At 72.6% G+C, this 26,530-nt stretch carries 26 protein-coding genes, 1 pseudogene and 1 riboswitch; of the genes and pseudogenes, 20 read left to right on the top strand and 7 right to left on the bottom strand.

The features are described from left to right. The first annotated feature begins 75 nt into the window (after positions 1-75). Both AAEP86_RS16495 and AAEP86_RS16490 read left to right on the top strand, forming a co-directional pair. Positions 76-1,746: a sodium:solute symporter family protein gene (locus tag AAEP86_RS16495; RefSeq protein ID WP_420368357.1), complete on the top strand. Its 1,671-nt coding sequence runs from the start codon at positions 76-78 to the stop codon at positions 1,744-1,746. A 19-nt stretch (positions 1,747-1,765) separates the two neighbouring features. Beyond that, positions 1,766-2,095: a hypothetical protein gene (locus AAEP86_RS16490; RefSeq protein ID WP_420368356.1), complete on the top strand. Its 330-nt coding sequence runs from the start codon at positions 1,766-1,768 to the stop codon at positions 2,093-2,095. A gap of 226 nt (positions 2,096-2,321) precedes the next feature. Here AAEP86_RS16490 and AAEP86_RS16485 read toward each other — a convergent pair whose 3' ends face one another. Then, a complete protein-coding gene (locus AAEP86_RS16485) occupies positions 2,322-2,849 on the bottom strand; it encodes a DUF3800 domain-containing protein (protein WP_420368355.1) in 528 nt (175 codons plus the stop codon). A 103-nt stretch (positions 2,850-2,952) separates the two neighbouring features. Here AAEP86_RS16485 and AAEP86_RS16480 point away from each other — a divergent pair, with 103 nt between their 5' ends. Genes AAEP86_RS16480 through AAEP86_RS16470 form a run of 3 tightly spaced genes read left to right on the top strand, consistent with a single transcriptional unit; the run spans position 2,953 to position 4,887 of the window. After that, complete coding sequence (locus AAEP86_RS16480) at positions 2,953-3,369, top strand: VOC family protein (RefSeq protein ID WP_420368354.1); 417 nt, start codon at positions 2,953-2,955, stop codon at positions 3,367-3,369. A 31-nt stretch (positions 3,370-3,400) separates the two neighbouring features. Further along, the gene (locus AAEP86_RS16475; RefSeq protein ID WP_420368353.1) at positions 3,401-4,039 is read left to right on the top strand and encodes a DNA-3-methyladenine glycosylase I; all 639 of its coding nucleotides are present in this window, start codon (positions 3,401-3,403) and stop codon (positions 4,037-4,039) included. Positions 4,040-4,077: 38 nt separating this feature from the next. Continuing rightward, positions 4,078-4,887 carry a DJ-1/PfpI family protein gene (locus tag AAEP86_RS16470; protein ID WP_420368352.1) on the top strand — a complete coding sequence of 270 codons (810 nt, stop codon included), beginning with the start codon at positions 4,078-4,080 and terminating at the stop codon, positions 4,885-4,887. A 47-nt stretch (positions 4,888-4,934) separates the two neighbouring features. Here AAEP86_RS16470 and AAEP86_RS16465 read toward each other — a convergent pair whose 3' ends face one another. Beyond that, the gene (locus tag AAEP86_RS16465; RefSeq protein WP_420368351.1) at positions 4,935-5,696 is read right to left on the bottom strand and encodes a LysR family transcriptional regulator substrate-binding protein; all 762 of its coding nucleotides are present in this window, start codon (positions 5,694-5,696) and stop codon (positions 4,935-4,937) included. A 33-nt stretch (positions 5,697-5,729) separates the two neighbouring features. On the opposite strand from AAEP86_RS16465, the gene AAEP86_RS16460 reads away from it, so the two are divergent. Beyond that, positions 5,730-6,119, top strand: coding sequence for a DUF5997 family protein (locus tag AAEP86_RS16460; protein WP_420368350.1), 390 nt, complete (start codon positions 5,730-5,732; stop codon positions 6,117-6,119). A gap of 40 nt (positions 6,120-6,159) precedes the next feature. Further along, entirely contained in the window at positions 6,160-6,666 is a 507-nt protein-coding gene (locus AAEP86_RS16455) for a hypothetical protein (protein ID WP_420368349.1), read from the top strand. Between the two features lie 26 nt (positions 6,667-6,692). Here the strand turns inward: AAEP86_RS16455 and AAEP86_RS16450 are convergent, their stop codons facing one another. Continuing rightward, entirely contained in the window at positions 6,693-7,124 is a 432-nt protein-coding gene (locus AAEP86_RS16450; RefSeq protein WP_420368348.1) for a phage holin family protein, read from the bottom strand. Between the two features lie 172 nt (positions 7,125-7,296). Here AAEP86_RS16450 and AAEP86_RS16445 point away from each other — a divergent pair, with 172 nt between their 5' ends. Next, complete coding sequence (locus tag AAEP86_RS16445) at positions 7,297-7,824, top strand: Lrp/AsnC family transcriptional regulator (protein ID WP_133518821.1); 528 nt, start codon at positions 7,297-7,299, stop codon at positions 7,822-7,824. Positions 7,825-7,855: 31 nt separating this feature from the next. Here the strand turns inward: AAEP86_RS16445 and AAEP86_RS16440 are convergent, their stop codons facing one another. After that, positions 7,856-8,287 (bottom strand): GNAT family N-acetyltransferase, encoded by a 432-nt coding sequence (locus AAEP86_RS16440; protein ID WP_420368347.1) that lies wholly within the window; start codon positions 8,285-8,287, stop codon positions 7,856-7,858. A gap of 111 nt (positions 8,288-8,398) precedes the next feature. Between AAEP86_RS16440 and AAEP86_RS16435 the strand changes: the two genes are divergently transcribed. From AAEP86_RS16435 to ribH, 7 genes and pseudogenes are all read left to right on the top strand, one after another. Then, positions 8,399-9,772, top strand: a complete 1,374-nt coding sequence (locus tag AAEP86_RS16435) for a hypothetical protein (RefSeq protein ID WP_420368346.1) — start codon at positions 8,399-8,401, stop codon at positions 9,770-9,772. Between the two features lie 86 nt (positions 9,773-9,858). After that, complete coding sequence (locus tag AAEP86_RS16430) at positions 9,859-12,075, top strand: beta strand repeat-containing protein (protein ID WP_420368345.1); 2,217 nt, start codon at positions 9,859-9,861, stop codon at positions 12,073-12,075. A gap of 218 nt (positions 12,076-12,293) precedes the next feature. Further along, the gene (locus tag AAEP86_RS16425) at positions 12,294-13,646 is read left to right on the top strand and encodes an alpha/beta hydrolase (protein WP_420368344.1); all 1,353 of its coding nucleotides are present in this window, start codon (positions 12,294-12,296) and stop codon (positions 13,644-13,646) included. Further along, on the top strand, positions 13,643-16,078 hold the full coding sequence (locus AAEP86_RS16420) for a bifunctional lysylphosphatidylglycerol flippase/synthetase MprF (protein WP_420368343.1): 2,436 nt from the start codon (positions 13,643-13,645) through the stop codon (positions 16,076-16,078). Before AAEP86_RS16425 ends, AAEP86_RS16420 begins: the two co-directional genes overlap by 4 nt. A 139-nt stretch (positions 16,079-16,217) precedes the next feature. Continuing rightward, a riboswitch (FMN riboswitch) is annotated at positions 16,218-16,352 on the top strand. 92 nt (positions 16,353-16,444) lie between these two features. Continuing rightward, positions 16,445-17,134 carry a riboflavin synthase gene (locus AAEP86_RS16415; RefSeq protein ID WP_420368342.1) on the top strand — a complete coding sequence of 230 codons (690 nt, stop codon included), beginning with the start codon at positions 16,445-16,447 and terminating at the stop codon, positions 17,132-17,134. Beyond that, a pseudogene (gene ribB, locus AAEP86_RS16410) lies at positions 17,134-17,793 on the top strand (3,4-dihydroxy-2-butanone-4-phosphate synthase); the annotation flags it as partial. The gene AAEP86_RS16415 and the pseudogene ribB, both read left to right, overlap by 1 nt. Positions 17,794-17,834: 41 nt before the next feature. Beyond that, positions 17,835-18,314 (top strand): 6,7-dimethyl-8-ribityllumazine synthase, encoded by a 480-nt coding sequence (gene ribH, locus AAEP86_RS16405; RefSeq protein WP_420368341.1) that lies wholly within the window; start codon positions 17,835-17,837, stop codon positions 18,312-18,314. A gap of 97 nt (positions 18,315-18,411) precedes the next feature. Here the strand turns inward: ribH and AAEP86_RS16400 are convergent, their stop codons facing one another. Continuing rightward, the gene (locus AAEP86_RS16400; protein WP_181433737.1) at positions 18,412-18,582 is read right to left on the bottom strand and encodes a hypothetical protein; all 171 of its coding nucleotides are present in this window, start codon (positions 18,580-18,582) and stop codon (positions 18,412-18,414) included. A gap of 67 nt (positions 18,583-18,649) precedes the next feature. Then, on the bottom strand, positions 18,650-19,198 hold the full coding sequence (locus AAEP86_RS16395) for a TetR/AcrR family transcriptional regulator (RefSeq protein ID WP_420368340.1): 549 nt from the start codon (positions 19,196-19,198) through the stop codon (positions 18,650-18,652). Between the two features lie 225 nt (positions 19,199-19,423). Between AAEP86_RS16395 and AAEP86_RS16390 the strand changes: the two genes are divergently transcribed. From AAEP86_RS16390 to AAEP86_RS16370, 5 genes are all read left to right on the top strand, one after another. Next, on the top strand, positions 19,424-21,484 hold the full coding sequence (locus AAEP86_RS16390) for an aldo/keto reductase (RefSeq protein WP_420370519.1): 2,061 nt from the start codon (positions 19,424-19,426) through the stop codon (positions 21,482-21,484). Further along, complete coding sequence (locus AAEP86_RS16385; protein WP_420368339.1) at positions 21,463-22,494, top strand: LacI family DNA-binding transcriptional regulator; 1,032 nt, start codon at positions 21,463-21,465, stop codon at positions 22,492-22,494. The genes AAEP86_RS16390 and AAEP86_RS16385 overlap by 22 nt, the downstream gene beginning before the upstream one ends. Positions 22,495-22,734: 240 nt before the next feature. Continuing rightward, positions 22,735-24,258: an MFS transporter gene (locus AAEP86_RS16380; RefSeq protein WP_420368338.1), complete on the top strand. Its 1,524-nt coding sequence runs from the start codon at positions 22,735-22,737 to the stop codon at positions 24,256-24,258. A 266-nt stretch (positions 24,259-24,524) separates the two neighbouring features. Further along, positions 24,525-25,034: a flavin reductase family protein gene (locus AAEP86_RS16375; protein WP_420368337.1), complete on the top strand. Its 510-nt coding sequence runs from the start codon at positions 24,525-24,527 to the stop codon at positions 25,032-25,034. 44 nt (positions 25,035-25,078) lie between these two features. After that, entirely contained in the window at positions 25,079-25,693 is a 615-nt protein-coding gene (locus AAEP86_RS16370; RefSeq protein ID WP_420368336.1) for a superoxide dismutase, read from the top strand. A gap of 123 nt (positions 25,694-25,816) precedes the next feature. On the opposite strand, the gene AAEP86_RS16365 is transcribed toward AAEP86_RS16370, so the two are convergent. After that, entirely contained in the window at positions 25,817-26,476 is a 660-nt protein-coding gene (locus AAEP86_RS16365) for a TetR/AcrR family transcriptional regulator (protein WP_420368335.1), read from the bottom strand. Between the last annotated feature and the right edge of the window lie 54 nt (positions 26,477-26,530).

Below are 26,530 nucleotides of genomic sequence, written 5' to 3'. Positions count from 1 at the left end.
CGGTCACAATCCGGTGTAACGTCTCCGTCCGGGTCGGCGCAGTTGTCGACTGCAACACATCGACGGAGAGTGTGAATGGTTCTCGCGGCAGCGAACAACGGGATCCGGCTCGACTTGGGCTGGGTCGACTACCTGATGGTCATCGTGTACTTCGCGGTGGTGATCGGGATCGGGTTCACGGCTCGGCGGCAGGTCCGCACGAGCATGGACTTCTTCCTCTCGGGCCGGTCCATGCCCGCGTGGATCACGGGTCTGGCCTTCGTGTCCGCCAACCTCGGGGCGACCGAGATCCTCGGCATGGCGGCGAACGGTGCCCAGATCGGCATGGCGACCCTGCACTACTACCTCGTCGGCGCCGTGCCCGCGATGGTGTTCCTCGGGCTCGTGATGATGCCGTTCTACTACGGCTCGAAGGTCCGCTCCGTGCCGGAGTTCATGCTCCGCCGGTTCGGCAAGGCGCCGCACCTGGTGAACTCGATCGCGTTCGCGGTGTCGAACGTCCTCATCGCCGGCATCAACCTCTACGCGATGGCCATCGTCATCGAGGCGATGCTCGGCTGGCCGGAGTGGCTCGCGATCATCGTGTCCGCCGGCTTCGTCCTCGTCTACATCACCCTCGGTGGCCTCTCGAGTGCCATCTACAACGAGGTCATGCAGTTCTTCGTGATCATCGCCGGGCTGATCCCGCTGACGATCGTCGGCCTGCACCGCGTCGGCGGCTGGAGCGGACTGAGCGACGCCATCGTGAAGACCCAGGGCGTGCAGCACCTCCAGGCCTGGGCCGGCACCGGCTTCGGCGACGTGACCAACCCGATCGGCGCGAACTGGCTCGCCATCGTGCTCGGCCTCGGGTTCGTGCTCGGCTTCGGCTACTGGACGACGAACTTCACCGAGGTGCAGCGCGCCTTCTCCGCGAAGAACATGTCGGCCGCCCGCCGGACCCCGCTCATCGCCGCGATCCCGAAGCTCTTCATCCCGGCGATCGTGGTCATCCCCGGGCTCATCGCCGCAGCGGTGGTCGGCAACCAGTTCGCCGACGGGTCCCTCACCTACAACGACGCGATCCCGAAGCTCATCCAGATGTACCTGCCGACCGGTGTGCTCGGCGTCGCGGTGACCGGGCTCCTCGCCTCGTTCATGGCCGGCATGGCCGCGAACGTCTCGTCGTTCAACACCGTCTTCACGTACGACATCTGGCAGCGCTACATCAAGCCGAACATGCCGGACGTGCACTACCTGAAGACCGGTCGGTGGGTCACCGTCGCCGGCGTGCTCGTCGGCATCGCCACGGCGTTCATCGCCGCGCAGGCGTCGAACATCATGACCTACATGCAGACGCTGTTCTCGTTCTTCAACGCGCCGCTCTTCGCGGTGTTCATCCTCGGTCTGCTCTGGAAGCGGATGACCACGCAGGGTGCGCTCTGGGGCTACGTCCTCGGCATCGTGACCCCGACCATCACCTGGATCGCGTACCTGGTGAACCCGAAGCTGTTCGCCACCGCCACCGCCGAGACCCTGTACGGCGCGATCATCTCGTTCGTCACCGTCCTGGTCGTCGGGTTCGTCGTGTCGATGGTCACGAAGCCGAAGCCCGAGAAGGAGCTCGGCGGCCTGGTCTACGGCATCGGCAAGATCGACCTGCACGGCGACGCGGTCGCGACGGACACCGCCTGGTACCGCTCGCCGGCGCTGCTCGGCACGGTCGCGCTCGTGCTCTGCGTCGTCCTCTACCTCCCGTTCCTCTGATCACCGAAGGAGATCACCCGTGAGCGACACCACCACCGCCATGACCGAGGAGCAGAAGGCAGCCCTCGTCCGCTCCACCCGTCGTCTCGACCTGCGTCGCATCCTCGGCGGCCTGTTCGTGCTGTACGGCATCATCACCACGATCGTCGGCATCGTGCACTGGGACACCGACCCGCAGAAGACCGGCGGCATCCACATCAACCTCTGGGTCGGGCTCTCGATGCTCGTCGGCGGCCTGCTGTTCTTCCTCTGGGACCGGCTCAACCCCGTGCCCGCCGAGGACATCATCGGCCAGGCCGAGGCCGAGGCACACCAGAAGGCAGCGGGCGAGGGGCGCGACTTGGCCTGACCCGCTGCGGTCCGGGCGGACGCGGGGACGAGCCGCTGTCGAGAAGGCAGCGGGTTCGTCGCATCCGCCCGGTCCGTCTCGCAGCCGGTTGACGACCCTGGTCCACCGTCCTAGTATTGATATGTCGACCGTGTGCTGCTCGGTCGGAAGTGAGCCCCGGATACGCCTGCAGCCAGCGCGGGCCCGGGGTTTTGCGCTGTCAGGACGCTCTGCCTGATCCTCCCGTTCACGACACTCGGACGATCGTGCTCTCGATCTCGACGTCCAGGCCGGCGACGTGCGCCCCGCACGCGACGTCAGCGAGCGCAACGAGTGGTTCGTCGACGGCCCGGACGTGTTCGTGTCGAAGTCCCCGCCCCACTCCTCGTCGTCGGAGCGCGTCGAAGAGGGAGCGGTCTCCGTCGTCGCTCACCTTCCCCCGGGACTCGAGGACGACTCGTGGGACTCCACGCTGTTCGAGCTCCCACACGAGCCGCTCCAGGCAGTGGCGCCTGCGTCGTTCCGCGCGCGCGGGCGCTCCCTCGAAGCGGACGACGATGATCTCGATCACGCTCCGGAGGAGGTCGAGCCAGGAGAGTCGTTGCGTCCGGAGCGCCTCGTACCAGTGCAGCTTCCGCATCCTGCGGGGCGTTGCGATGCGGATCTCGGTACGGAGTCGAGCGGCGTCGTCGTCTCGGATCACGACGGCCGCCAGCACGTAGGCCGTGTGGTCTCGACCACCGCCGGGCTCCGACTCGTCGACGTAGGCGCGCATCTTCTCAGCATATTGCGTATCACTGGTGCTGCTTCGTACCGCGGAGGAACGGTTGCGCCGCGCGGTCGGTTGGGCCAGGTTTGCCCTGACGGAAGGACCTCCCATGGACACGATGGTCTTCATCAACCTGCCGGTCGCGGACCTGGAACGCTCGAAGGCGTTCTACGAGGCCCTCGGCTACTCGATCAACCCGCTCTTCAGCGACGACACCGCGGCGTGCGTCGTGGTGAGCGACAGCATCTACGTCATGGTGCTCACGCACGCGAAGTTCGCGGAGTTCACGGACAAGCCGATCGCGGCGCCCGACACCATCGAGGTGATCAACTCCCTCAGCGCTGCCTCGAAGGACGAGGTCCACCGCGTGGTCGACGCGGCCGTCATGTCCGGCGGCACCGAGGACCGGCAGGAGATGGACCTCGGGTTCATGTACCAGCGGAGCTTCGTCGACCCCGACGGGCACCGCTGGGAGTACGTGTGGATGGACCCCGAGGCGATGCAGGACGGGCCGCCCGCGGAGTGACGCTGTCGGCCGTGGCGGCCAGGATGGGTGCATGAGCGCCCCATCCGTGAGCACCGGCCCCGTCGACCCGCCCGTGCCCGTGCCGGACCTCGTCGTCGGGGACGACGGACTCGCCCGGCCGGTGTGGGCCTCGACGGACCAGCTCCTCCGCGACTACTACGACACCGAGTGGGGGATGCCCGTGCGGGACGAGCGCGGCGTCTTCGAACGGCTCTCGCTCGAGGCGTTCCAGTCCGGTCTGTCGTGGCGGACGATCCTCGCCAAGCGACCGGCGTTCCGTGCGGCCTTCGCGGACTTCGACCCGGACACCGTGGCGCGGTTCGGGGAGGGCGACGTCGCCCGGCTGCTGGCGGACGCCGGGATCGTCCGCAACCGGGCGAAGATCCTCGCGACGATCACCAACGCGAACGCCACGATCGCCCTGCGCGACGACGGTGGACTGAGCGACCTCGTGTGGTCCTTCCGGCCGACGTCGACTCCCGAGCCGCGGTCGTCCGCCGAGGTCCCGACGACGTCCGACGAGTCCGTCGCCCTGTCGAAGGCGCTGCGGAAGCGCGGCTTCGCCTTCGTCGGCCCGACCACGATGTACGCGCTGATGGAGGCGCTCGGCATCGTCGACACGCACCTCGTGGGCAGCCACCGGCGGGGGACCTCCGGCGTCTGGAGCTGACCCGGGACGGCGCGGCCGGGCGGGGCTATGGTCGCGACATGAGCTCCGAGAACCCGCGCGTCCACCCCGTCCACCCGGTCGACGCCGACGTGGTGGAGGTGTCCCTCGACGCCGAGGTGCCCACGGCCGAGCCGGTCGACGACACGGCCGCGGTGACCCCGGAGCACGATCCCGACGAGGTCCGGTTCGCGTTCCTGCTCTTCCCCGGTCTGACCCAGCTCGACCTCACCGGTCCGGCGCAGGTGCTCGCCCGGGTGCCCGGTGCGCAGGTGGAGTACGTCGCGGCGACCCTCGACCCGGTGCCGAGCGACTGCGGCCTCGCGCTGGTTCCGACGACGACGATTGACGCGGCCGGGCCGGCGGACGTGCTCGTCGTGCCCGGCGGTGACGGCGCGTTCGACGCGATGCTCGACCCCGCGGTCGTCGCCTTCGTCCGTCGTGAAGCAGAACGGGCGACGTGGGTGACCTCGGTCTGCACGGGCGCGTTCGTGCTCGGTGCCGCCGGGCTGCTCGCCGGCAAGCGTGCGACCACGCACTGGGCATCGAAGCCGATGCTCGAGGCGTTCGGTGCCCAGCCGGTGGAGGACCGCGTCGTCGCCGACGGCTCGGTCGTCACCGCGGCGGGCGTCAGCGCCGGCATCGACATGGCGCTGTGGCTCGCAGCCGAGCTCGTCGGTCAGCCGTCGGCCGAGGCGATCCAGCTGCAGATCGAGTACGACCCGCAACCGCCGTTCGACGCGGGGTCCGCCCTGCGTGCGGACACCCGGGTCGTGGCCGCTGCCCGCGCTGCCGCCGAGGACGCCCGCGGCGACCGCGTGGCCCGGGCGGCTGCAGCCGTCATGCGCTGAGCGGCGTCAGGACACCGAGACCCGGTGCGCCCGTCCATCAGGCGTCCTCAGCGGTTGCCCTTCGAACCACGCTTCGGCTTGCCCTTCATGCCGCGTTGCACCCGACCGCGTCCGGTGGAGTTCTTGCCACCGCCGCTCTTCGCGCCCGTGCCCTTGGTGGCACCGCGCTTGGCGACGGTCTTGCCGTTGGCCGGCTTCGCCTTGCCGCCGCCACGCGGCTGACGCGGCTCGTCCTCGGGGACGCGATCCGCGCCTCCGGGCTGGTCCGTCTGGTTGCGCGAACTGTTCGCGGTGCGCCCGCGCACCACGCCGATGAACTCCTCGGTCGTGTCGGAGGCGTCCTCGTCGCGCCAGGCGAGCACGACCTGCGTGCCGGGGGCGTCCACCAGCGGCCGTCCCACGAGCGCCTTGCGGCTCGCCGCGCGGAAGAGCGACTGCGGGAGCACCGCGACGCCGACGTTCGCCTCGACGAGGTCGAGCGTCGCGTCGACGTCGGCCGGGACCGGACCGGCATCGACCACGTGCACCTCGGCGTCGCGGAGGTCCACCTGGGCGAGGTCGGCCAGCGGGGAGTCCTTCGGCATCGCGACCACGGCCGTCTCGGTCCACAGCGGGATGGCGTTGTGCTCGTCCGACACGGGGACCCGTGCGAAGACCATGTCGACCTCGCCGGCGAGGGCGTCGTCCACCTCGTCGGCACCGATCGGGCGGAGCCGGAGCTCGACGTCGGGGAAGCGTTCCCGCCAGACGCGCGCCCACTTGGCGGGGGAGACCCCGGGCACGAAGGCGATGGTGAGAGCCGCGGTCATGCAGACGAGCATACGGGCCGTACCCTTGTCACCATGGCGCAGGAACAGACCATGAAGCCCGAGACGGCCGCGAAGAAGCTCGGCATCCTGCTGGCGGCCGCCCCGGAGACCTTCCGGAGCGCGCCGATCAGCCGGACCGCGTTCGACGAACTCCGCACGGAGCCCCCGACCTGGCTCGAGGAGCTCCGTCGCGACGGACCGCACCCCCGACCCGTCGTGGCGCAGAAGCTCGGCATCTCGATCTCCGGGCTGACCCGAGCCGGGATCGACGACCCGCTGACCACCGCGGACATCAAGACCCTGCTCGAGCAGAAGCCGGAGTGGCTCGTCCGCGAGCGCGCGACGCAGGCCGCCGTGCACGCCGAGAACGCCCGCGTGAAGCAGGAGCGCGCCGCGAAGGCCGCTGCCCGCACCCAGGACTGACCACCACGCCCCACCGAGCGCACCCGCCTGAGGACCCGCCGTGCACGAGACCGTCGCCGACGCCATGCTCGTCGTGCCGCAGTTCGCGTCGGTGTGCTGCATCGTCGGGGACCGCTACCGGCCGCGTCCCGGCGTGATCGTCCCCGCGGCCGTCATGCTCGTCGCGATGCTCATGCCCGTCGTGCACGCCGGCGCGGTGTGGACGCTCCTCGCCGCCACGCTGCTCCTGCTGCTGGCGCCGATGCCGGTGATGCGCCGACGCCGCGCCGACGGCCGGCGGGCCGAACCGATGGACGTCCACCGCGCGTTGTCGGCCGTCGTGATGGCCGGCATGCTCCTCATGGGGCACGCGACCGGCCTCGCCGACGACCACGCCGGACACGGCGTCGCGTTGACGGCGGTCCTCGGCGCCGGGGTCATCGGCTACTGCGCCTTCAGCGGGTGGCTGCTCCGGTACGAGTGGGGACGCGAGGACCGGCGGGCGGTGCGGAGCGGCGAGGTCTTCGCGATGACGGTCGCCGTCGTCGGCATGACGCTCGCGATGTAGACGGGTCCGGTCCGCGCCGTGGCCCGTCAGGCCCGGTCGGCCTCGCTCGACGCCGACAGCCGGTCCTTCGCCGCGTGCAGGGTGTCGCGGGGGACCGGCGGGACACCACGGCGGATGCCCCGGACCCCGGCGAGTGCCAGGACACCGGAGACGACGGCGAAGACCACGAAGGTGATCCCGACCGCCGCCCAGAGCGGGAGCACGAGGACGAGGAGCGCGACCACGAGCCCGGCGAGCAGCACGAGCGTCGTCAGGGCGAACGCCGCCGCTGCGCCGGCGAGCACGAGCCCGGTCTTCGCCCCGCTCGCGCGCTCGCTGATCTCGCGTCGGGCGGAGGCCACCTCCTCGCGGACGGCGCGCAGCACGGGCTCGAGGGCCTTCTGCACGAGTCCGGCGGTGACGGTGTCGCGGAACGACGGCTTGCCCGTCGTGGTCTCGTCGTGGTCGGTGCTGCTCATCGGGTCTCCTGTTCCGGGCGCGGTCGTCCGCACCCACCACGGTGACGTGGTGCCTCCGATGATCGTCACGTCCGCCCGCGACGCGTTCGGACGCTTCGCAGGTTCAGACGCCGGCCGGACGGTGGGAGGCCCCGCACTGGGCGTCGGCGCACGGAGCCGGTAGCGTCGAGCCGTGTCCGAACGCCCCGTCCGCCGCCCCGACCCCGCTCCGCGCCTCGACGAGGTGGACGAGCGGATCCTCTGGACCTTGGCTGCCGACGCGCGGATCCCCAACAACCGGTTGGCCGCCGCGGTGGGCATCGCCCCGTCGACCTGCCTGACCCGGGTGCGGGCGCTCGAGGACGCCGGGGTGATCCGCGGCTACCGCGCCGAGGTGGACGTCGCGCGCCTCGGGTTCGCCATCGAGGCGATGGTCTCCGTCCGGGTGCACGCCGCGGCCCGACACGAGCTGCGCGACTTCGCGAAGCGTCTGCTGCGCGTGCCCGTGGTGCAGGACGTGTCGTTCCTGGCGGGGGACAAGGACTTCCTCGTGCACATCGCCTGCACGTCCACGGAGCAGCTCCGGGACTTCGTCGCCGACGAGCTCAGCGGGGACCCGTCGGTGGCGACCACGCAGACGAACATCGTGTTCGAACGGCTCGTCGCGGACCGGGCGCACCAGGGACGCTCCTTCGACGAGTTGCGTCGCTGGCGCGCCTGACGGGGCTCCGTCGACGGCGGGCCAGCCGGGCTCAGCGCGTCCGGGCCATCGGCAGGTGCGGGATGCCGTCCTCGACGAAGTCCTCGCCGGAACGCACGAACCCGAAGCGGGCGTACCACTGCTCGAGGTGCGCCTGCGCGTCGATCGCGATGCGCGGCGACCGGGTCTCGGCGATGGCGGCCTCGATGAGCCGCGCGGCCAGCCCCTGCCCCCGGGAGGCCTCGGCCGTGGCGACGCGTCCGATGCGCTCGGTGCCGTCCGGCTCGCGGAGCAGCCGCAGCGTGGCGTCCACCGAGCCCTGGCCGGCCCAGAACTGCACCGTGCCCGGCTCGAGGTCGCGTCCGTCGATGTCGGGGTACGCGCACCCCTGCTCGACGACGAAGACGTCCTGCCGCAGCCGGAGGATCTCGTGCAGCGTGACGATGTCCAGGTTGCGGGTCGGAGCGTTGAAGATCGGGACCAAGACCGGCCTTTCCTGACGAATTCTTGAAGAAGGGGGTGCGTTCCGCGGCGAACGGGCGTACCGTGCCGGTCAACCACTCTACGTGCGCAGCCGAGATCAGGAGGTGAGCGCATGGACCAGCCGTTGCGCGCACCCTGGCGCGCGATGACCCGGTACGTCCTGTACGGCGTCGTCATCGCCGCGGCCCTCGTGCTGCTCTCGCTCGTGCTCGGCGTCCGTCCGGCCTCGGCCGCGACCTCCGGCGCCGACGGAGCGCCGCACCAACGCGGGCTCGTCGGCGGCCTGGTCCAGGGGCTCGGCGACACGGTGCAGGACGTCACGAAGGCCGTCGAACCCGCCCGCGCGGCCGTCTCCCCGCCCGCGCCCGCTCGTCCGGTGCCCGCTCCGGTCGCGTCCGTCCCGGCAGCCCCGGCTCCGGCGGCCCCCGCGCCCGTGACGCACCCCGTGCAGCCACCGGCAGCGCCGGCCGCCCCGGCTCCGGCAGCGCCGGCGACCGGGCACGCGACGGCCCCGTCCGGCACCGCCACCGCCCCGTCGGCGCACCCCGTCGCCCCTGCAGCACCGGCAGCCGGCGGAGCCGCCGCACCCGCCACCGCTCCTGCGCACCACGCCGCAGCGCCGGCCCCGTCCGCAGCGCCGGCCACGTCCCCGTCGTCCGCTCACCCGGTCGAGGCGAGCAGCGCCTCCCGGCCCGTCACCGGCACGCTCGTGACCGTCCTCCGCCCCGTCACCGGGAGCGTCGAGGGCATCACCGGTGCCCGTCCGGTGACCAGCCTCGTCGCCGTGCTCGACCAGACGGTGGGCTGTCTGCCCGTCCTCGGCACCGTGCTCGGGGACGACACGCTCGGCTCCGTCACCGGCCCGGTCACCGGCGCCGTCGACGACGTGCTCGGCAGCGTCGGCGGTACCGTCGGGACCATCCCCGGCACCGTCGACGGACTGCCCCCGGTCCTGGGTGGCGGACTGCCCCCGGTCCTCGGCGGCGTCCTGCCTGGAGGCACGGATCCCGTCGTCGAGGTCCCCGGCGGCTCCGTGGTCCCCGGGTTCACGGCGCCGGCCGGCTCGGCCACGTCGACCGCCCGTCCGGGTGGCGCCGTCGGCGTCGTCGACGCGAGCGGGACGCGTCCCGCTGCTCCGCTCGCCGCGGCCGCGTCGGAGGGCGTCACCGCGGCCTCCGGTGCGGTGACGGTGCTCGGCGCCGCAACGGACCGGCAGGGCCGGAGCAGCGCCCAGGACGCCACCCTCGGCGGCCGTGCGCTCCTCGTGCCGGGCGGGCACGGACAGGGTGGCGACAGCCCCCTCGACGGTCCCGTCGCCGGTGTCCTCGGCAGCAGCGCCTCCGGATCCGCCGGACCGGCCGCTGCCGTCGCCACCGTCGGCTCGGCCGGCGACCACATCTCCCTCGCCGCGGGGTCACGCGGCACCCTCTCCGACGACGCCGTCCCCGCGTCGGTCGTCGGCGAGCACGACGTCGCCCCTGACTGAGATCGGTGCTCCTGTCCACCACGGCAGGCACGCACCTCCGACCGCCACCGCGGTCGGCCAACGATCTCGATCAGTGAGGAACGACCATGAACAAGTACGTCTCGAGAGGGCTGTGGTTCACCCTCTTCGTCGGCGGGCTGACGCTCGGAGGGGCGTGCGCGGCGAACGCTGCGACGACCTCCGGCGCGGACGGCACCGCCTCGGGCACGCAGGTGGCGCCGTCGATCAGCGCACCCGTGTCCGCGTCCGGCAACGCCCTCGGTGTCCTCGGCGACGCGGTGTCGTCGGTCACCGCGGCGCCCAGCAGCGCCCCGGCGTCGGCATCGCCGGCCCCCACGTCCGCCTCGGCCCCGGCTCCGTCCACGTCGGGTGTGGACGGCGTCGCCTCGGGTACGCAGGTCGTCCCGGACGTCTCGGCGCCCGTGCAGGTCGCCGGCAACGCGGTCGCCGTGGCCGGCGACGCAGCGTCGACCTCGACCGCTGCGGCAGCTCCGGCAGCGCCCGCGGCTCCGGCGTCGTCCGCGCCGTCCACGTCCGGTTCGGACGCCGTGGCCTCGGGGACGCAGGTCGTCGGCGACGTGACCGCGCCGGTGACGGCGACGGGCAACGCGATCGCCGTCGGTGGGGACGCCACCTCCACCTCGCCGGCAGCGACGTCGACGTCCGCGACGCCGGCTCCGACCGGGAGCTCCACGGCCCCGACGACGTCGGGTGCCGACGGGACGGCGTCCGGCACGCAGGTCGCGCCGGTGGTGTCGGTCCCGGTGACGGTCAGCGGCAACGGCGTGGGCCTGCTCGGCGACGGTTCGGCCACCGCCTCCGGGACGGGTTCGGCCGGTGGTTCGACCACCCCGACCGCCGGTGGTTCGACCTCGGGGTCGGACGGCACGGCATCCGGGACGCAGGTCGCTCCGGTGGTGTCGGTCCCGGTCACGATCGGGGGCAACGGCATCGGTGTCCTCGGTGACGGCGTCTCCACGGGTTCCACGGCCCCGGGGACGGGTTCGACGGGTGGTTCGACCACCCCGACCGCTGGTGGTTCGACCTCCGGTGACGACGGGGTGCTCTCGGGTACCCAGGTCACTCCGGTGATCGGTCTTCCGGTCACGATCGGTGGCAACGGCATCGGTGTCCTCGGTGACGGCGTCTCGACGGGTTCCACGACCCCGGCGACGGGTTCGACGGGTGGTTCGACCACCCCGACCGCTGGTGGTTCGACCTCCGGTGACGACGGGGTGCTCTCGGGCACCCAGGTCACCCCGGTGATCGGTCTTCCGGTCACGATCGGTGGCAACGGCATCGGTGTCCTCGGTGACGGCGTCTCGACGGGTTCCACGGCCCCGGGGACGGGTTCGGCCGGTGGTTCGACCACCCCGACCGCTGGTGGTTCGACCTCCGGTGACGACGGGGTGCTCTCGGGTACCCAGGTCACTCCGGTGATCGGTCTTCCGGTCACGATCGGTGGCAACGGCATCGGTGTCCTCGGTGACGGCGTCTCGACGGGTTCCACGACCCCGGCGACGGGTTCGACGGGTGGTTCGACCACCCCGACCGCTGGTGGTTCGACCTCCGGTGACGACGGGGTGCTCTCGGGCACCCAGGTCACCCCGGTGATCGGTCTGCCCGTCACGATCGGTGGCAACGGCATCGGCATCGTCGGTGCCGGGACGAGCACCGGCTCGACCACCCCGGCGACGGGATCGACGGGTGGTTCCACGACCCCGACTGCCGGTGGTTCGACCTCCGGCGACGGCGGGGTGCTCTCGGGTACCCAGGTCACCCCGGTGATCGGTCTGCCGATCACGATCGGTGGCAACGGCATCGGCATCGTCGGTGACGGCACGAGCACGACCACCACGCCCGGCACCGGCCCCGGGACGGGCACCGACCCCGGTGACGGCACGACGCCCGGTGACGGCACGAACCCCGGAACGGGTACGGACCCCGGTGACGGGACCCACCCGGGTGACGGCACGACCCCCGGTGACGGCACGGCCCCCGGTGACGGCTCCACGCCCGGTGCCGCGACCGGTGCCGGCGACGGCACCACGCCCGCGAAGGTGACCGCCCCCGCGGCCGGCGCCGCCGCCGTGGTGGCGACCACCGCCTCCAGGACCGCGACCGCCGTCGGGACGGCAGCCGGCGTCGCGACGGTCGCGCAGACCGCGGACCGCACCGCCGGTGCCGCAGCACCGTCGGGTCTGGCCTACACGGGAGCCGGCTCGCCGGTCCTGCCGTCGGTCTTCGCGCTGCTCCTGCTGCTGGCGGGAGCGGGGACGCTGGTACTGCGCAAGCGGTCCTGACCACCCGCAGGTCGGTGGGGCGCCGTGCACACGGTGCTCCACCGATCTGCGCGCGACCACCAGGAGGGACACCGTCCGCGGTGTCCCTCCGACCCGCGCCCGCGATGATGGTGCTGAGAGCGGTCTGACCGTGGTCTGGGAGCCGTCGGTGGCGAACCTGTGCACAGCAGAAGCGCCTCCGGGGCTGCCCGGCAGAGGGGTGACGCCACGATGAGACCGTGCTCCACGATCTCCTGCGCATCCCGATCACCGGACGTGACGTCCTGGTCCCCGTCGACGTCGCCGCCCTGGTCCTCACCGCCTGGGTGGTCGTCGCGCCGCTCCTGCACCGGACCGGTCGGCGGCGACACCGTCACCCGGTACGCGCCGTCCTGGTCCGCCTGGCGGCGCTCGCGGTGGGCGCCGGGATCGGGCTGGTGGCGGTCTGGTGGACCGGCGACGTGCTCGACCTGTTCGGCGTCTCCTTCACGCCGGTCACCCGGATGTGGATCGCGTTCGCCTGCGCGGGCGTGCTGCTGCTCGTCGTCGTCCTCGTGCAGGGCGGCTGGACGCTCCGGGTCGTCGCCGTCGCGGCTGCGGCCTGCGTGGCGCTCGCCGCCGGGCTCGGGGTGAACGTGGACTTCGGCTTCTACAAGAACGTCGAGCAGGCGATCGCGACCAACCCCTACCCGACCCGCACCCTCGTCGCGCCGGCACACCACGGCAGCGGGACGAACCCGGTCGACCTCGCCGACTGGCACGCCCCCGCCGACATGCCCCGCGAGGGGGAGACGATCAGCGTGACGATCCCGGGGACGGTGTCGCACTTCCACGCCCGGAAGGCCGTGGTCTGGCTGCCGCCGGCGGCCCGGACCGCTCACCCGCCGCAGCTCCCCGTGCTCGTCGCGCTGTCCGGTCAGCCCGGGCAGCCCGCCGACATGTTCCAGACCGGCGACCTCGGCCGGTACCTCGAGCACTACGCCGCGACGCACCACGGGCTCGCGCCGATCGTCGTCGCTCCTGACCAGCTCGGCGCGCCGGAGCGCAACCCGATGTGCGTCGACTCCCGGCGGCTCGGTCGGAGCGCGACCTACGTGATGACCGACACGGTGGGGTGGATCCGGCAGCACCTGCCGGTCGAGAGCTCGCCGAACGCATGGGGGGTCGTCGGCTTCTCCGAGGGAGCGACCTGCGCGATGCAGTTCTCGGCCGCCCACCCGGACGTGTTCGGGTCCGCCCTGGCCATCTCGAGCGAGCTCGGTCCGCGCAACGGCAGCGTGCAGCAGACCATCGCGCTCGGGTTCGGCGGGTCGGCCGCCGCCTACCGCGCAGCGGCGCCGAGCGCGATCATGGCCGCCCACGGGCACTACACGGACCACCTGACGGTCTTCGGCTACGGGCAGGACGACGCCCCGTACCACGCGTCCACCGACGCGCTCCGGACGGCGGCGGAACGGGCGGGGATGCAGACGGCCCTCGTCGTGTCGCCGGGGTCCGCACACGACTGGAACACCGTGCGCTACGTCCTCGCGCACGGGCTGCCGGCGGTCATCGCGCACCTCGGGCTGCCGGCCGTGCAGGGTTCGCTGTGACCGAGCCCGTCGTCGACGCGCCGACGCGGTGGGCCGTCGCCCGTCGCGCGGTCCGCCGACACCTCGTGACGACGGTCGTCCTGCTGCTGGTGCTCGCGACCTCGGTGACCGCGGTCGTGCTCCGCGTCGTGCACGGCACCGGGCCTGTGTCCTACGGCCCGTTCCGGGTGTTCGCGGCGTCGACCGGTCTCGTCGCGGTCCTGCTCACGCTGGCCGGCGTCGTCGTCCTCGTCGGTGCCGCGGAACGGTTGATGGGGTCGTGGCGGACGGCGGTCGCCTTCGTCGTGACGACCGTCGTCGGCACCGGCATCGGGGCGTTCAGTGCGTTCGTCGACTCCGACGGACGCGACGTCGGACCGCTGCTGCTCGGGCGCGCGACGAGCTTCGACCCGTGGACCGCCATCGTCGGCACGATCGTCACCGCGAGCGCCTTCGCCGGACCCCTGTGGCGGCGGCGCATCCGGGTGAACGCGCTCGCCGTGGTGGCCGCGCTCCTGCTCTACGCCGGACACGCGTCGGACCTGTACGCGGTGCTCGCCGCCGGTGCCGGCTGGCTGCTCGGCGAGCTCCTGCGCCGCACCCCGAAGCGGATCGGGTGGGTGCGCAGCTCGCACCGCGAGACCCGGGTGCTGCTCGGCACCGTCGTGCTGGTGTCGGCGGTCGGACCCGTCATCGCGCTCGTCTCGCGTGCCCGTGTGGGCATCCTGGCGCCCCTCGCCGCGGTGGTCGGAGCCGGGCCGGTGACCCCGGTGCGCGGGTGCCGCGCCGACGGGATCGCGGGGGAGTGCCTGCACGCGCTCCTGTCCTACCGGGCGACGGACCCGTGGTCGGTGGTGCTCGCCGCCGCGCCCCTCCTCGTGCTCGTCGTGGGCGGGCTCGGGTTGTTCCGGGGCAGCCGGTTCGCGGTGTGGCTCGTCGTCGTGGTCGACGTCGTCACCGCGGCTGCCGCTGCGGTCACGTACGGCGCGGTCCCCGGTCGGGTCGAGCGACTCCACGGCACCGAGGACCAGTTCATCGTGGACGTGTCCATCGCCGCGTCGATCGTCGTCCCGCTCGCGACCGCCGCCGTGCTCGTGCTCCTCCGCCGGTCGTTCACCGTGCTCGCGTCGCGCCGTCGCGTGGTGGCGTTCGTCGTGACGGTCGGCTCGGCGGCCGTGGTCGTCGTCACGGTCGTGCTGGTGACCGCCGCGTCCTCGCCGCAGCACGTCGAGGACCCGATGCGCCTCGCCGTCGCGGCCCTCGGTCCGCTGTCACCCGTGACGTCCTGGGACCGGTTGCCGTCGCTGCACCCGACGCTCCGGGTCGTCCTCGGGCTGGCCGGTCCGGTCCTGTGGTTCGTCGTCGCCCTCGCCTCGGTGCGGCCGACCGGTGCCGTCGAGCCGGACGCCGACCCCGACGGCACCCGGCACGACCGCGAACGGGCCAGGGCCCTGCTCGAGGCCGGCGGCGGCGACGCGTTCGGCTGGATGACGACGTGGCACGGCAACGCGTACTGGTTCGCCGAGGACGGACGGGCAGCCGTCGCGTTCCGCCGCAACGGCCGCGTGGCGGTGACCGTCGGCGGACCGTTCGGTTGGCCCGACGCCCGTGCCGACGCCATGACGGCGTTCGCTCGCTGGTGCGACGACAACGGCTGGACGGCGGTCTTCTACGGGATCGGCACGGCGACCGCCGCCACGCTCACGGCGCAGGGCTGGAGCACGTTGCCGGTCGCGGAGGACGCCGACCTCGACCCGCGCACGTGGACGACCAGTGGCAAGAAGAAGCAGGACGTCCGGACCTCCGTCAACAAGGCGAAGCGCGAGGGCATCACCGCGACGTGGTCGAGCTGGCAGCAGCTGCCGGCTGCGACCACCCGGCAGATCGAGGCGATCTCCGAGGAGTGGGTCGCCGAACGCGAGCTGCCCGAGATGGGCTTCACCCTCGGCGGCGTCGACGAGATGCGGGACCCCGCCGTCCGGACGCTGGTCGCGCAGGACGAGGCCGGCACGGTGCTCGCCGTCACCAGCTGGCTGCCGAGCCACCGTGAGGGTCGGGTCGTGGGGTGGACCCTCGACGTGATGCGACGGACCGCCGCGGCCCCGAACGGGGTCATGGAGTTCCTCGTCGCGAGCGCCGCCGACCGGATGCGCGAGGACGGCATCGAGCGCCTCAGCCTCTCCGCCGCGCCCCTCGCGCAGGCATCGGACACACCCCCGGCGAACGAGGGCGTGCAGGACCTGCTCGACCTGGTCGGCGGCGTGCTCGAGCCGGTCTACGGATTCCGGTCGCTGCTGCGGTTCAAGCTCAAGTTCGGCCCGGACCTCCACCCGCTCGTGCTCGCGTACCCGGACCCGGTCGCCCTCCCGGCGATCGGCATCGCGGTGGTGCGCGCCTACCTGCCGGACCTGTCGCTCCGACACGCGGTCGCCCTGGCGCGCGGACGCGGGTGACGTGCGGCGCACCGGACGGGAGGCGCGTGGCGGCCCCGGCCCGCGCCTCCCGTCCGCCGTCGGGTCCCGACCACGTTCGTCACACGACGCAACCCGCGCGGCCTGCGGAGCACGCGGGTGGAGTATCGTTCCGGGTACGCAAGCGCTCCGGGGTCGGTGCAATTCCGAACCGGTGGTGACAGTCCACGAACTGATGACGGGTGCAGACCCGGCAGAGGTTGACCCGGTGGCATTCCGGGACCGACGGTGAGAGTCCGGATGGGAGGCGCGCTGGCGGACACGACACGACCACCCCGTGTGGTCGCGACGCGTCCGTCGATGCCGACGATCGTCGAACGCCCCCGGAGTCCCGTTGAGAGGACACCAGTGTTCACCGGCATCATCGAGGAACTCGGCACCGTCACCGCCGTCGAGCAGCACGGCGACTCCGTCGCGCTCACCGTGCACGGCCCGACCGTGGTGCAGGACGCCCGTCACGGCGACTCCATCGCCACGAGCGGCGTGTGCCTGACCGTCGTCGAGCAGACCCCCGAGACCTTCACCGCCTTCGTCATGAAGCAGACGCTCGACATGAGCGCGCACGGCACCCTGGCCGTCGGCGACCGGCTCAACCTCGAGCGAGCGGCCTCCGTCGGGGACCGGCTCGGTGGCCACATCGTGCAGGGGCACGTCGACGGCACCGCGACGGTGCTCGAGACGGCGGACGGCGACGGGTGGCGTCGCGTCCGGTTCTCCCTCGCACCCGGGCTCAGCCCCCTCGTCGTCGACAAGGGGTCCATCGCGCTCGACGGCGTCTCGCTGACGGTGAGCGCCGTGTCCGCCGAGGACACCCCGGTGGACGCCGCCTGGTTCGAGGTCAGCCTCATCCCCGAGACGCTCGCCGCGACCACGCTCGGTTCGCGTGTCCCCGGGGACCGGGTGAACGTGGAGACCGACGTGCTCGCGCGGCACGTGCGACGGATGCTGCGGCTCGACGCCGCGGTCGCGTCGGGCTCGCGCGTCGCGTCGCGTCCGCCCGCGCGGTCGGACTCGCCCGTCGCGTCGGAGGCACGGTGATGGTGGCCGGGGCCCGACGCGTCGCCGACGCCCCCACCCCGGCCGACGGGCTCGGACCGTCCAGCGTCGACGAGGCCGTCGCCGCCATCGCGGCCGGCCGCCCCGTCATCGTCGCCGACGACGAGCACCGCGAGAACGAGGGCGACGTCATCCTCGCCGCGGAGCTCGCGAGCCCGGAGTGGATCGCCTGGACCGTGGCGCACTCGTCCGGGTTCATCTGCGCTCCCGTCAGCGTCGAGATCGCGGACGCGCTCGACCTCCCGCCGATGGTGGCGCACAACGAGGACGTCCGCGGCACTGCCTACACGGTGACCGTCGACGCCGCCGCCGGCGTGACCACGGGCATCAGCGCCCACGACCGTGCCCACACGCTGCGGGTGCTCGCCGACCCGACCTCGGTCCGCGACGACCTGCACCGCCCGGGGCACGTCGTCCCGCTGCGCGCACGACCGGGCGGGGTCCGCGAACGCGCGGGCCACACCGAAGCCGCGATCGACCTCGTCACCGCTGCCGGGCTCCGTCCCGCCGCGGCGATCTGCGAGATCGTCGACGAGGACGGCGGCATGATGCGCCTGCCGGGACTCCTCGCACTCGGGGCGCGCGCCGGCGTGCCCGTCATCACCATCGCCGCACTCGTCGAGTGGCTCGACGCGGCAGACCGGGCGGCGGCCGAGTCCGTGCCCACGGAAGGAACGACACGATGAGCGGAGCAGGCGCGGCGGACCGCGACCACGTCGACGGCAGCGGCATCCGGGTGGCGATCGTCGCCGGGCAGTGGCACGAGGTCATCGCCGGCGGCCTCCTCGCCGGGGCGCAGCGCGAGGTCGAACGGCTGGGCGCCACCGCCGAGGTCGTCCCGGTGCCGGGGAGCTTCGAGCTGCCGGTGGTCGCGAAGGCCGCACTCGAGGGCGGGTACGACGCGGTCGTCGCCCTCGGCGTCATCATCCGCGGTGGGACGCCGCACTTCGAGTACGTCTCGGACGCGGCCACGAGCGGTCTCACCCGCGTCGCGATCGAGACCGGCAAGCCCGTCGGGTTCGGGGTGCTGACCCTCGACGACGAGCAGCAGGGCCTCGACCGCGCCGGGCTGCCCGACTCCAAGGAGGACAAGGGTGCCGAGGCGGCGCACGCGGCGGTGTCGACGGTGGTCACGCTGCGGCAGTTGCGCGTCCTGGCCTAGCGGGCTCCGGGCTGCCGCAGGGCGCGGCGACCACGTCGGCCCCCATGCAGAACGGCCCCGCACCTCGAGGTGCGGGGCCGTTCTCGTCGCGGTGTCGTCAGCGCTTGCCGAACACGTGGATCGGCAGGAAGAAGGAGAGGCACATGAGCAGCACGCCGCCCATGAACACGAACGCCTGACCGGACTCCACCTGGAACGCGAAGCCGAACAGGTACATCGACACCAGCAGCAGCAGGATCGAGAAAACAGCGGCGATGACGCGGCCCACGGTGGTACCTCCGGAAGTCAGGCGGGTGGATCGCGCCCAGTCTATCCCCAGCGCGGCTGGTGTCCGTTCACGCGCCCGGACGTGTGGCGATCAAGCGGTCCACGACGGCCAGCAGCGGCTCCATCGGCACGCTCGCACGGTCGGGACGGACCTCGCTCGCGGCGCCCAGGGAGGCGGCGTGGTAGAGCCCGTCGCCCATGAGCTTGACGGCCTGCGCGGTCGGCACGTCGCCGAGCTCGTCGACGAGGGCGGCCAGCCAGGCGTTCTCGGTCTCGTCGAGGGTGCGCCCGGCCTCCTCGTAGCCGGCCTGCTGCAGACGGCTCGCGGCGAGGAGCGCCAGGTCGAGCTCGCTGCCGACGAACTGGCAGTTGCGGACGAAGTACCGCGCGGCGCCGTCCTCGGCCTCGCGCATCCGCTCGACGTCGATCGCGGAGAGGTCGGACAGCCGCTCACAGAGCCCCTCGACGAGGGCGGCCTTGGAGCCGAAGTGGTAGAGCAGCCCGCCCTTCGAGACACCGGCACGCGCGGCCACGGCGTCGAGCGTCGCGGGACGCTCTCCTTCCTCGCACACGATGGTGACGAAGCTGTCGAGGACACGATCGCGGGCGCTTGCCATGCGCACGAGTCTAGGGAGTCCGGGGTGTCGCCGCCGTCCCGTGTCCGGGTGGGCCGACACCGCCCCCGTGGGGGTCCGGGCCCAGGATCACCGTGAACGCTCACGACGTGTGGCGCGGGGCCGACGTGTGACCTGCCGGGCGGGTGGTGCGGACCGTTGCGGTTGCCGGTCGTGGACGGTACGGTCGTCGGGACCGTGAAGGTTCACGACCAGATGGGCAACCGCATGTCAGCGCAGACCGCGACCACCGCCACCAGCAGCACCGACGGGCAGCCGGACGCTCCCGGGTGGGCCGTCCTCGGCCCGGGGGGCATCGCCCGCCGCTTCCTCTCCCAGCTCCCCGCGAGCACCGCCGGGGCGACCCTGGTCGGCGCCGGCAGCTCGTCCCCGGAACGTGCGCGGGCCTTCGCCGACGCCGCAGCCGAGCACGGCTTCGCCGACGTCACCGCGGCGTCCTACGACGAGGTGCTCGCCGACCCGCGGGTGCACGCGGTCTACGTCTCGACGGTGCACACCGGGCACGCGGCCCTGGTCCTCGCGGCGCTCGAGGCCGGCAAGGCCGTGCTGTGCGAGAAGCCGCTCTCGCCGAACCACGGCACGTCGATGGCCCTCGCCGACGCCGCACGGCAGGCCGGCCTGCCACTCGTCGAGGCGTTCATGTACCGCTTCCACCCGCAGACCGCGGCGCTGCTCGACCTGGTCCGGGACGGCGCGATCGGCCGGGTCACCCACGTCGACGCCTCGTTCGCGTTCCGCGCCGGGGAGCGGACCGGCCGGCTGTTCGACGTGGACACCGCCGGTGGCGGGATCCTCGACGTGGGCGGCTACCCGGTGACGATGGCCGCCGCGGTGGTCCAGGCGGCGACCGGGGTCGTCGTCGCGGAACCGACCGAGCTGACCGCCACGGGGACGATCGGCGCGACCGGGGTGGACGAGTGGGCGGTCGCGCACCTGACCTACCGCGGGGGCATCACCGCTGACGTGCGGACCGGCGTGCGGGTGCAGGACGACAACGCCGTCCGGATCTCCGGCACGCGGGGCACGATCACCCTGACGGACCCGTGGACGCTCGGCGACGACCCCACCATCGAGGTCCGCACGGTCGACGAGGACCCCCGTACCCTGTCCTTCGCCGGCGCGCACCCCTACGCGCTCGAGGCCGACGCGACCACCGCGGCGCTCGCCGCCGGCCTGGTCGACGTCCCGCAGATCACGCTCGACGAGTCGCTCGCCACCGCCCGGACGCTCGACCGGTGGCGGGCCGCGATCGGCCTGCGCTTCCCGTTCGAGGCCGAGACCGCCGACATCCCCACCGTCAGCGGTCGACCGCTCACCGTCGCGGCGCACGACCCGTCCGCCGCGGGCAACCCGATGCGCTACGGCGAGGTCGCCGGCGTCGGCAAGCGCATGTCCCGTCTGGTGATGGGCGTCGACAACCAGCCCGACCTGGCGCACGCGAGCGCGATCTTCGACCTGTTCGTCGAGCAGGGCGGCAACGTCTTCGACACCGGCTACGTCTACGGCGGTGGCGTGCTCGAGGGTCGTCTGGGCAAGTGGATCCAGAACCGCGGCATCCGCGACGACGTGGTGGTCATCACCAAGGGCGCGCACACCCCGTTCTGCGACCCCGAGTCGCTCACGCGGCAGCTGCTCGAGAGCCTCGAGCGCCAGGGCACCGACCACGCGGACATCTACATGATGCACCGCGACAACCCGGACGTCCCGGTGGGGGAGTTCGTCGACGTCCTCGACGAACACCGCCGCGCCGGACGCATCCGCGTGTACGGCGGCTCCAACTGGACGCCCGCACGCTTCGACGAGGCGAACGCCTACGCCCGGGCCAACGGCAAGCACGAGTTCGAGGTGCTCAGCAACCACTTCGGGCTGGCCGAGGCGTACGACGTCCCCTGGGCCGGTTGCGAGCACGCGACGGACGCCGCGTCGAAGGCCTGGCTCGAGGAACGTCAGGTGCCCCTGCTGCCGTGGTCGTCGCAGGCCCGCGGGTTCTTCACCGGGCGGGCCACCCCCGAGGACACGAGCGACGCAGAGCTCGTGCGCTGCTACTACAGCGACGAGAACTTCGAGCGGCTGCGCCGTGCCCGTGCGCTCGGCGAGCAGTTCGGCGTCCCCGCGACGGCGATCGCCCTGGCCTACGTGCTCCACCAGCCCTTCCCGACGTTCCCGCTGTTCGGGCCGCGTACGATCGCGGAGGCGCGTTCCTCGATGACGGGCCTCTCCGTCGACCTCACACCGGAACAGGTGGCATGGCTGGACCTCCGCGACTGACGCCGTCCCCGGACAGCGCGCACCCCGGCGGCGGCCGGGCGACGATCTTCGACGTCGCCGAGGCCGCCGGGGTGTCCCGGCAGACCGTCACCCGCGCCGTGAACGGCATGCCCGGCATCAGCGCGGCGACGAAGCAGCGCGTCCTCGCCGCCGCGGAGCGACTCGACTACCGCCCGTCCCGGTTCGGTCGCGGGCTGGTGACCGGCGGCGAGCACCAGCTCGGCCTGGTGGTGAACGACCTGCGGAACCCCTACACGCCGCAGCTCGCGTCCGCGGTGTTCCGGCTCGCCGCCGAGCAGGGATGGAACGTCATGCTCGCCGACGTCGACCTCTCGAGCGATGCGGACCGGATGGTGCAGGCGCTCGGGGCGCAGACCGACGTGGTGATCGGCTACCTCGGGTCCCGACGCCACCGGTGGAGCGAACTGCTCGGCAGCGTGCCGATGGTCGAGCTCGACCCGTCCGCCGAACCCACCACCGCGGCCGTCCGGATGGACCCCTCGGCTGCGATCGAGGACCTCGCCGACCACCTCGTGACCGCGGGTGTCCGGCACCCGGTCGTCCTCGACCACGCCGAGCCGGACCGTACGAGCGCCCGGGGCGTGCTCCTGATGGACGCACTCCACCGTCGCGGGTACCTACCGGAGCTGGTCCGGGTGCCGCACCCGACGGCGGAGAGCGGTGCCGAGGAGACCGTCGCGGTCCTGGCACGGCGACGGCGGCTCGATGCCGTCCTCGCGTTCAACGACGTGATGGCGCTCGGCGTGCTGCAGGCCTGCCGACGTGCCGGTGTCGACGTACCGGGGGAGGTCCGGGTGGTCGGGGTCGACGGGTTGCCGCTCGGTTCGCTCGTCTCGCCGACGCTCACCACGCTCGCGGTCGACCTCGACGCGGTCGCCCGCGAGGCCCTGGACCTCGCGCTCGGCATGCTCGCCGGGGAGCTCCCGCGGCACGGCGCGGCGGTGCAGCGCACCGTGCGGCACCGCCTGCTCCTGCGCGAGTCGGCCTGAGGCAGCGGCCCCGACCGGGGCCTCGACGGGCGGCGGACGGGAGGCGCGGTGCCAGCGCGCACCGCGCCTCCCGTCCGTCTACCGGTCGCGACCCGAGCCGCTTGGTTGCACTTGCAACCAACACCGTCCAGACGGTACACTTACGGAGTCCTGACGGGGCGCGTGCCCACACCGCGTCCCGTCTCGTCTGTTCGTCGTTCCGCCGTCGACCTGGTCCGGCTCGAAGTCCCTGGAGTCACCGTGTCCGCCCTGCTCACCAGCCCCGTCGCCACCGCCGTGACCGGCAGCCGCGCCCGACGCTTCGCCGCCCTCGCGGTGCTCATGCTGCCCGTCCTGCTCATCTCGGTCGACAACACCGTGCTGAGCTTCGCGCTGCCGTCCATCTCGCGCGCACTCAACCCGGACGCGACCACCCAGCTGTGGATCGTCGACGCGTACCCGCTGGTCCTCGCCGGGCTGCTCGTCGTGATGGGCAGCATCGGCGACCGGATCGGGCGACGTCGGATCCTCGTGGTCGGTGCCAGCGGCTTCGCGCTCTTCTCGGTGGCCGCGGCGTTCGCCACCGATGCCTGGTTGCTCGTCGCGGCGCGCGTCGCGATGGGCGTCTTCGGGGCGATGCTCATGCCGGCCACCCTGTCGATCATCCGCAACGTCTTCGTCCACGCGGGGGAGCGGCGGATGGCGCTGGCCGTCTGGTCCACGATGTTCGCCGCCGGCAACGCCCTCGGTCCGCTCGTGGGCGGGGTCCTGCTCGCGCACTTCCACTGGGGTGCCGTGTTCCTGGTCGCCGTGCCGATCCTCGTGCTCATGCTCGTCGGCGTGCCGTTCTTCGTGCCGGAGTCCCGCGACCCGCTGCCCGGGCCGGTCGACGTGCCGAGCATGCTGCTGTCCCTCGGGACCCTCGCTCCGATCGCCTGGGCGATCAAGTCGGTCGTCCACCCCGAGGAGCGCGGCCTCGCGATCGCGATGCTGGCGGTCGGCGTCGTCTGCGGGATCGCGTTCGTGCGCCGGCAGCTCCGCTCCCGGACGCCGATGCTCGACCTGCGGCTGTTCCGCGGCACGGCGTTCACCGGCAGCGTGCTCATGAACATGGCGGCGATGTTCTCGCTGACCGGGTTCCTGTTCTTCATCGCACAGCACCTGCAGCTCGTCGCGGGCCTCGACCCCTTCACCTCAGGCATCGTGCTCATCCCCGGGTCGGTGCTGACCATCGTCGCCGGGCTCGTCGTCGTACCGATCGTCGGACGGGTCGCGCCGCGGTGGGTCGTGGCCGTCGCGCTGCTCTTCTCGGCCGCCGCGTACGCGATGGTCGCCGTGCTCGGGCACCACGCCTCGATCGTGGCGCTCGCGGTGGCGTTCGTCCTGCTGGGCATCGGCATCGGTGCGTCCGAGACCGTCACGAACGACCTCATCATCTCGACCGCGCCGGCGGACAAGGCCGGAGCGGCGTCGGCGATGTCGGAGACGGCCTACGAGATCGGTGCCGTGCTCGGGACGGCCGTCCTGGGCACGATCCTCGCCGCGGCGTACCGGGCGCACGTCGTCGTGCCGGACGGGCTCTCGTCGTCGGCGCACACGGCAGCGCAGGAGACACTCGGTGGTGCGGTCTCGGCCGCCGGCTCGCTCGGCGGGTCCGCCGGTCAGGCGCTGCTCGCGTCGGCGCGGGCGGCGTTCGACTCCGGCGTCACGGTCACGGCCGGGGTCGCTGCGCTCCTCATGGTCGTCGCGGCGGCGGGTGCCGTCGTGATGCTGCGTCGGCGCTGACGCCGCCCGGGGCTCCTGCACGGCGCCCCTGCCCGGGCCCCCGCCCGGGGCTCCGCCCGCGTCGAACCACGTTCCCGACGTCGAACCAGGCCGCGCGCCTGGTTCGACGTCGTCTCCGTGGTTCGAACCGCGCGCCGGGCCGGACGGCGCGCCCGGGATCGGTCGAACCTGGGAATCGTTGACCTCAACCAGGGTTGAGGTCCTACGTTGGGACGTGGCCGCGCAGCCGTGGCCTCCCCTCGCGCGAAGGAACGACGACGACTCCCATGCCCGACCAAGCACCGGCGACCATCGCGGACGCGTACAAGTCCGCCTTCCGGGGACACCCCGCCGGTGTCGCCGTCATCACCGCCGAAGGCCCCGACGGCCCCACGGGGCTCACGGCCTCGAGTGTCGCGAGCGTGGCGATCGACCCGCCCGTCCTCGTGTTCTCCCTCTCCACGAACTCCGGGTCCGCCGGCGTCGTCCTCGGCGCCCCGATCTTCGTCGTGCACCTGGTCGACTCCCTCGGGGTGGGTCTCGCGAAGCGCTTCGCCTCGACCGGCAGCCCCGCCGCCGACGATCCGGTCTGGGGAACGCTGCCCTCGGGCGACCGCTACCTGCCGAGCGCCGCGAGCGCCCTGCGCTGCCGGCCCCTCTCCACCACGCCGATCGGCTCGTCCACCGTCGTGGTCGCGGAGGTCCTCGACATCGTCGTCGGCCTCGAGCGCGGCGAGCCGCTGGTCTACCACAACCGGGAATTCCACTCCCTCACCGATCGTTCCCGGCTCTCGTGAGCCGCGGAGCACCGTCCGCAATCCACTGATCGAAAGGAACTCACATGGCTGAGTACACCCTGCCGGAGCTGCCGTACGACTACGCCGCGCTCGAGCCGCACATCAGCGGCAAGATCATGCAGCTGCACCACGACAAGCACCACCAGACCTACGTGACGGGTGCGAACACGGCCCTCGAGCAGCTCGCCGAGGCCCGCGAGTCCGGCAGCCTCGCCACCGTGAACAAGCTCGAGAAGGACCTCGCGTTCAACCTCGGCGGTCACGTCAACCACTCGATCTTCTGGACCAACCTCGGCCCGGACACCAAGGTCCCGGAGGGCGAGCTCGCCGCCGCGATCGACGAGTTCTTCGGCTCGTTCGAGAAGTTCCAGGCCCAGTTCACGGCCGTCGCCACGGGCATCCAGGGCTCCGGCTGGTCCGTCCTCGCCTGGGACACCGTGGGCCAGAAGCTCACGACGTTCCAGCTGTTCGACCAGCAGGCCAACGTCCCGCTGGGGGTCGTCCCGATCTTCATGCTCGACATGTGGGAGCACGCCTTCTACCTCGACTACCTCAACGTCAAGGCGGACTACGTCAAGGCCGTCTGGAACATCGTCGACTGGGAGAACGTCGCGGCGCGCTTCGCGAACGCGAAGTCGCAGCAGTTCGTCACGCTCTGACGGATCGTCGGCGGGTCACCCAGGTGACCACCTGACCGACGGGAGGCGCGGTGCCGGCCGGTACCGCGCCTCCCGTGTGTCCGGGGTCGCGTCCGTCGTCCGGAGCCGCCCACCGGGTGCAGCTCAGACCGAGGACGGCGTGGGCGTCGCCCCGGCCGTCCGAGCGGGGGCCTGCTGGGATGCGGCCACCGCCGTGCGTGAGCCGGTCGGCTCGGCCGCTGCCGCGGCCGCCCGTGCGACCAGGTCGGTGGCGAGGGTCCGGAGTCCTGCGTCGACGTCCGTGTGGTCGGGATCCACGAGGGACGCCCACTGCAGACCGCGTGCTGCCGTGACCGCGTCGTGGGCAGCGCGCTCGGCAGCGGACCGGTCGAGGCCGTGTCCCTGACACCACGCCGCGATCGTGGCGACGTGGGCACGGTGCGCTGTGTGCTCGCGGTCGCGGCCGTCGAGGGACTCGACGGCACCGAGTTCGAACGCGAGCCGGACGGCGAGGGCGCGCTCCGGGTCGTCGAGACCGCCGAACACGGCCTCGAGCCAGTGCTCGAGGGCGGCGGGCCCGTCCCCGGGGTCGAGCGTCGCGGTCGCGACCCCGGCGAGGTGCTCGACGACGGCGTCGATCAGGGCGTCGCGGGAGCCGAAGTGATAGACGATCGGGTACGCGCTCGTCCCCAGCACGCGGCCGAGGCTGCGGACGGAGACGTCCTCGATCTTGGTGTCCCGGAGGTGGAGTGCGACCTTCTCGATGATCGCGGGCTTGAGCGTCGGGTCCGGCTTCCTTGGCATGGTGTCTCCGTGGGTCGTGTCACGAGCGCGACCGCTCACATACGATCGACAAGT

Source organism: Curtobacterium sp. L1-20, assembly GCF_048755855.1.
GTDB lineage: Bacteria > Actinomycetota > Actinomycetes > Actinomycetales > Microbacteriaceae > Curtobacterium.
Note: the sequence above shows the minus strand (reverse complement) of the source record. Positions and strands in the feature narration are given on the sequence as shown.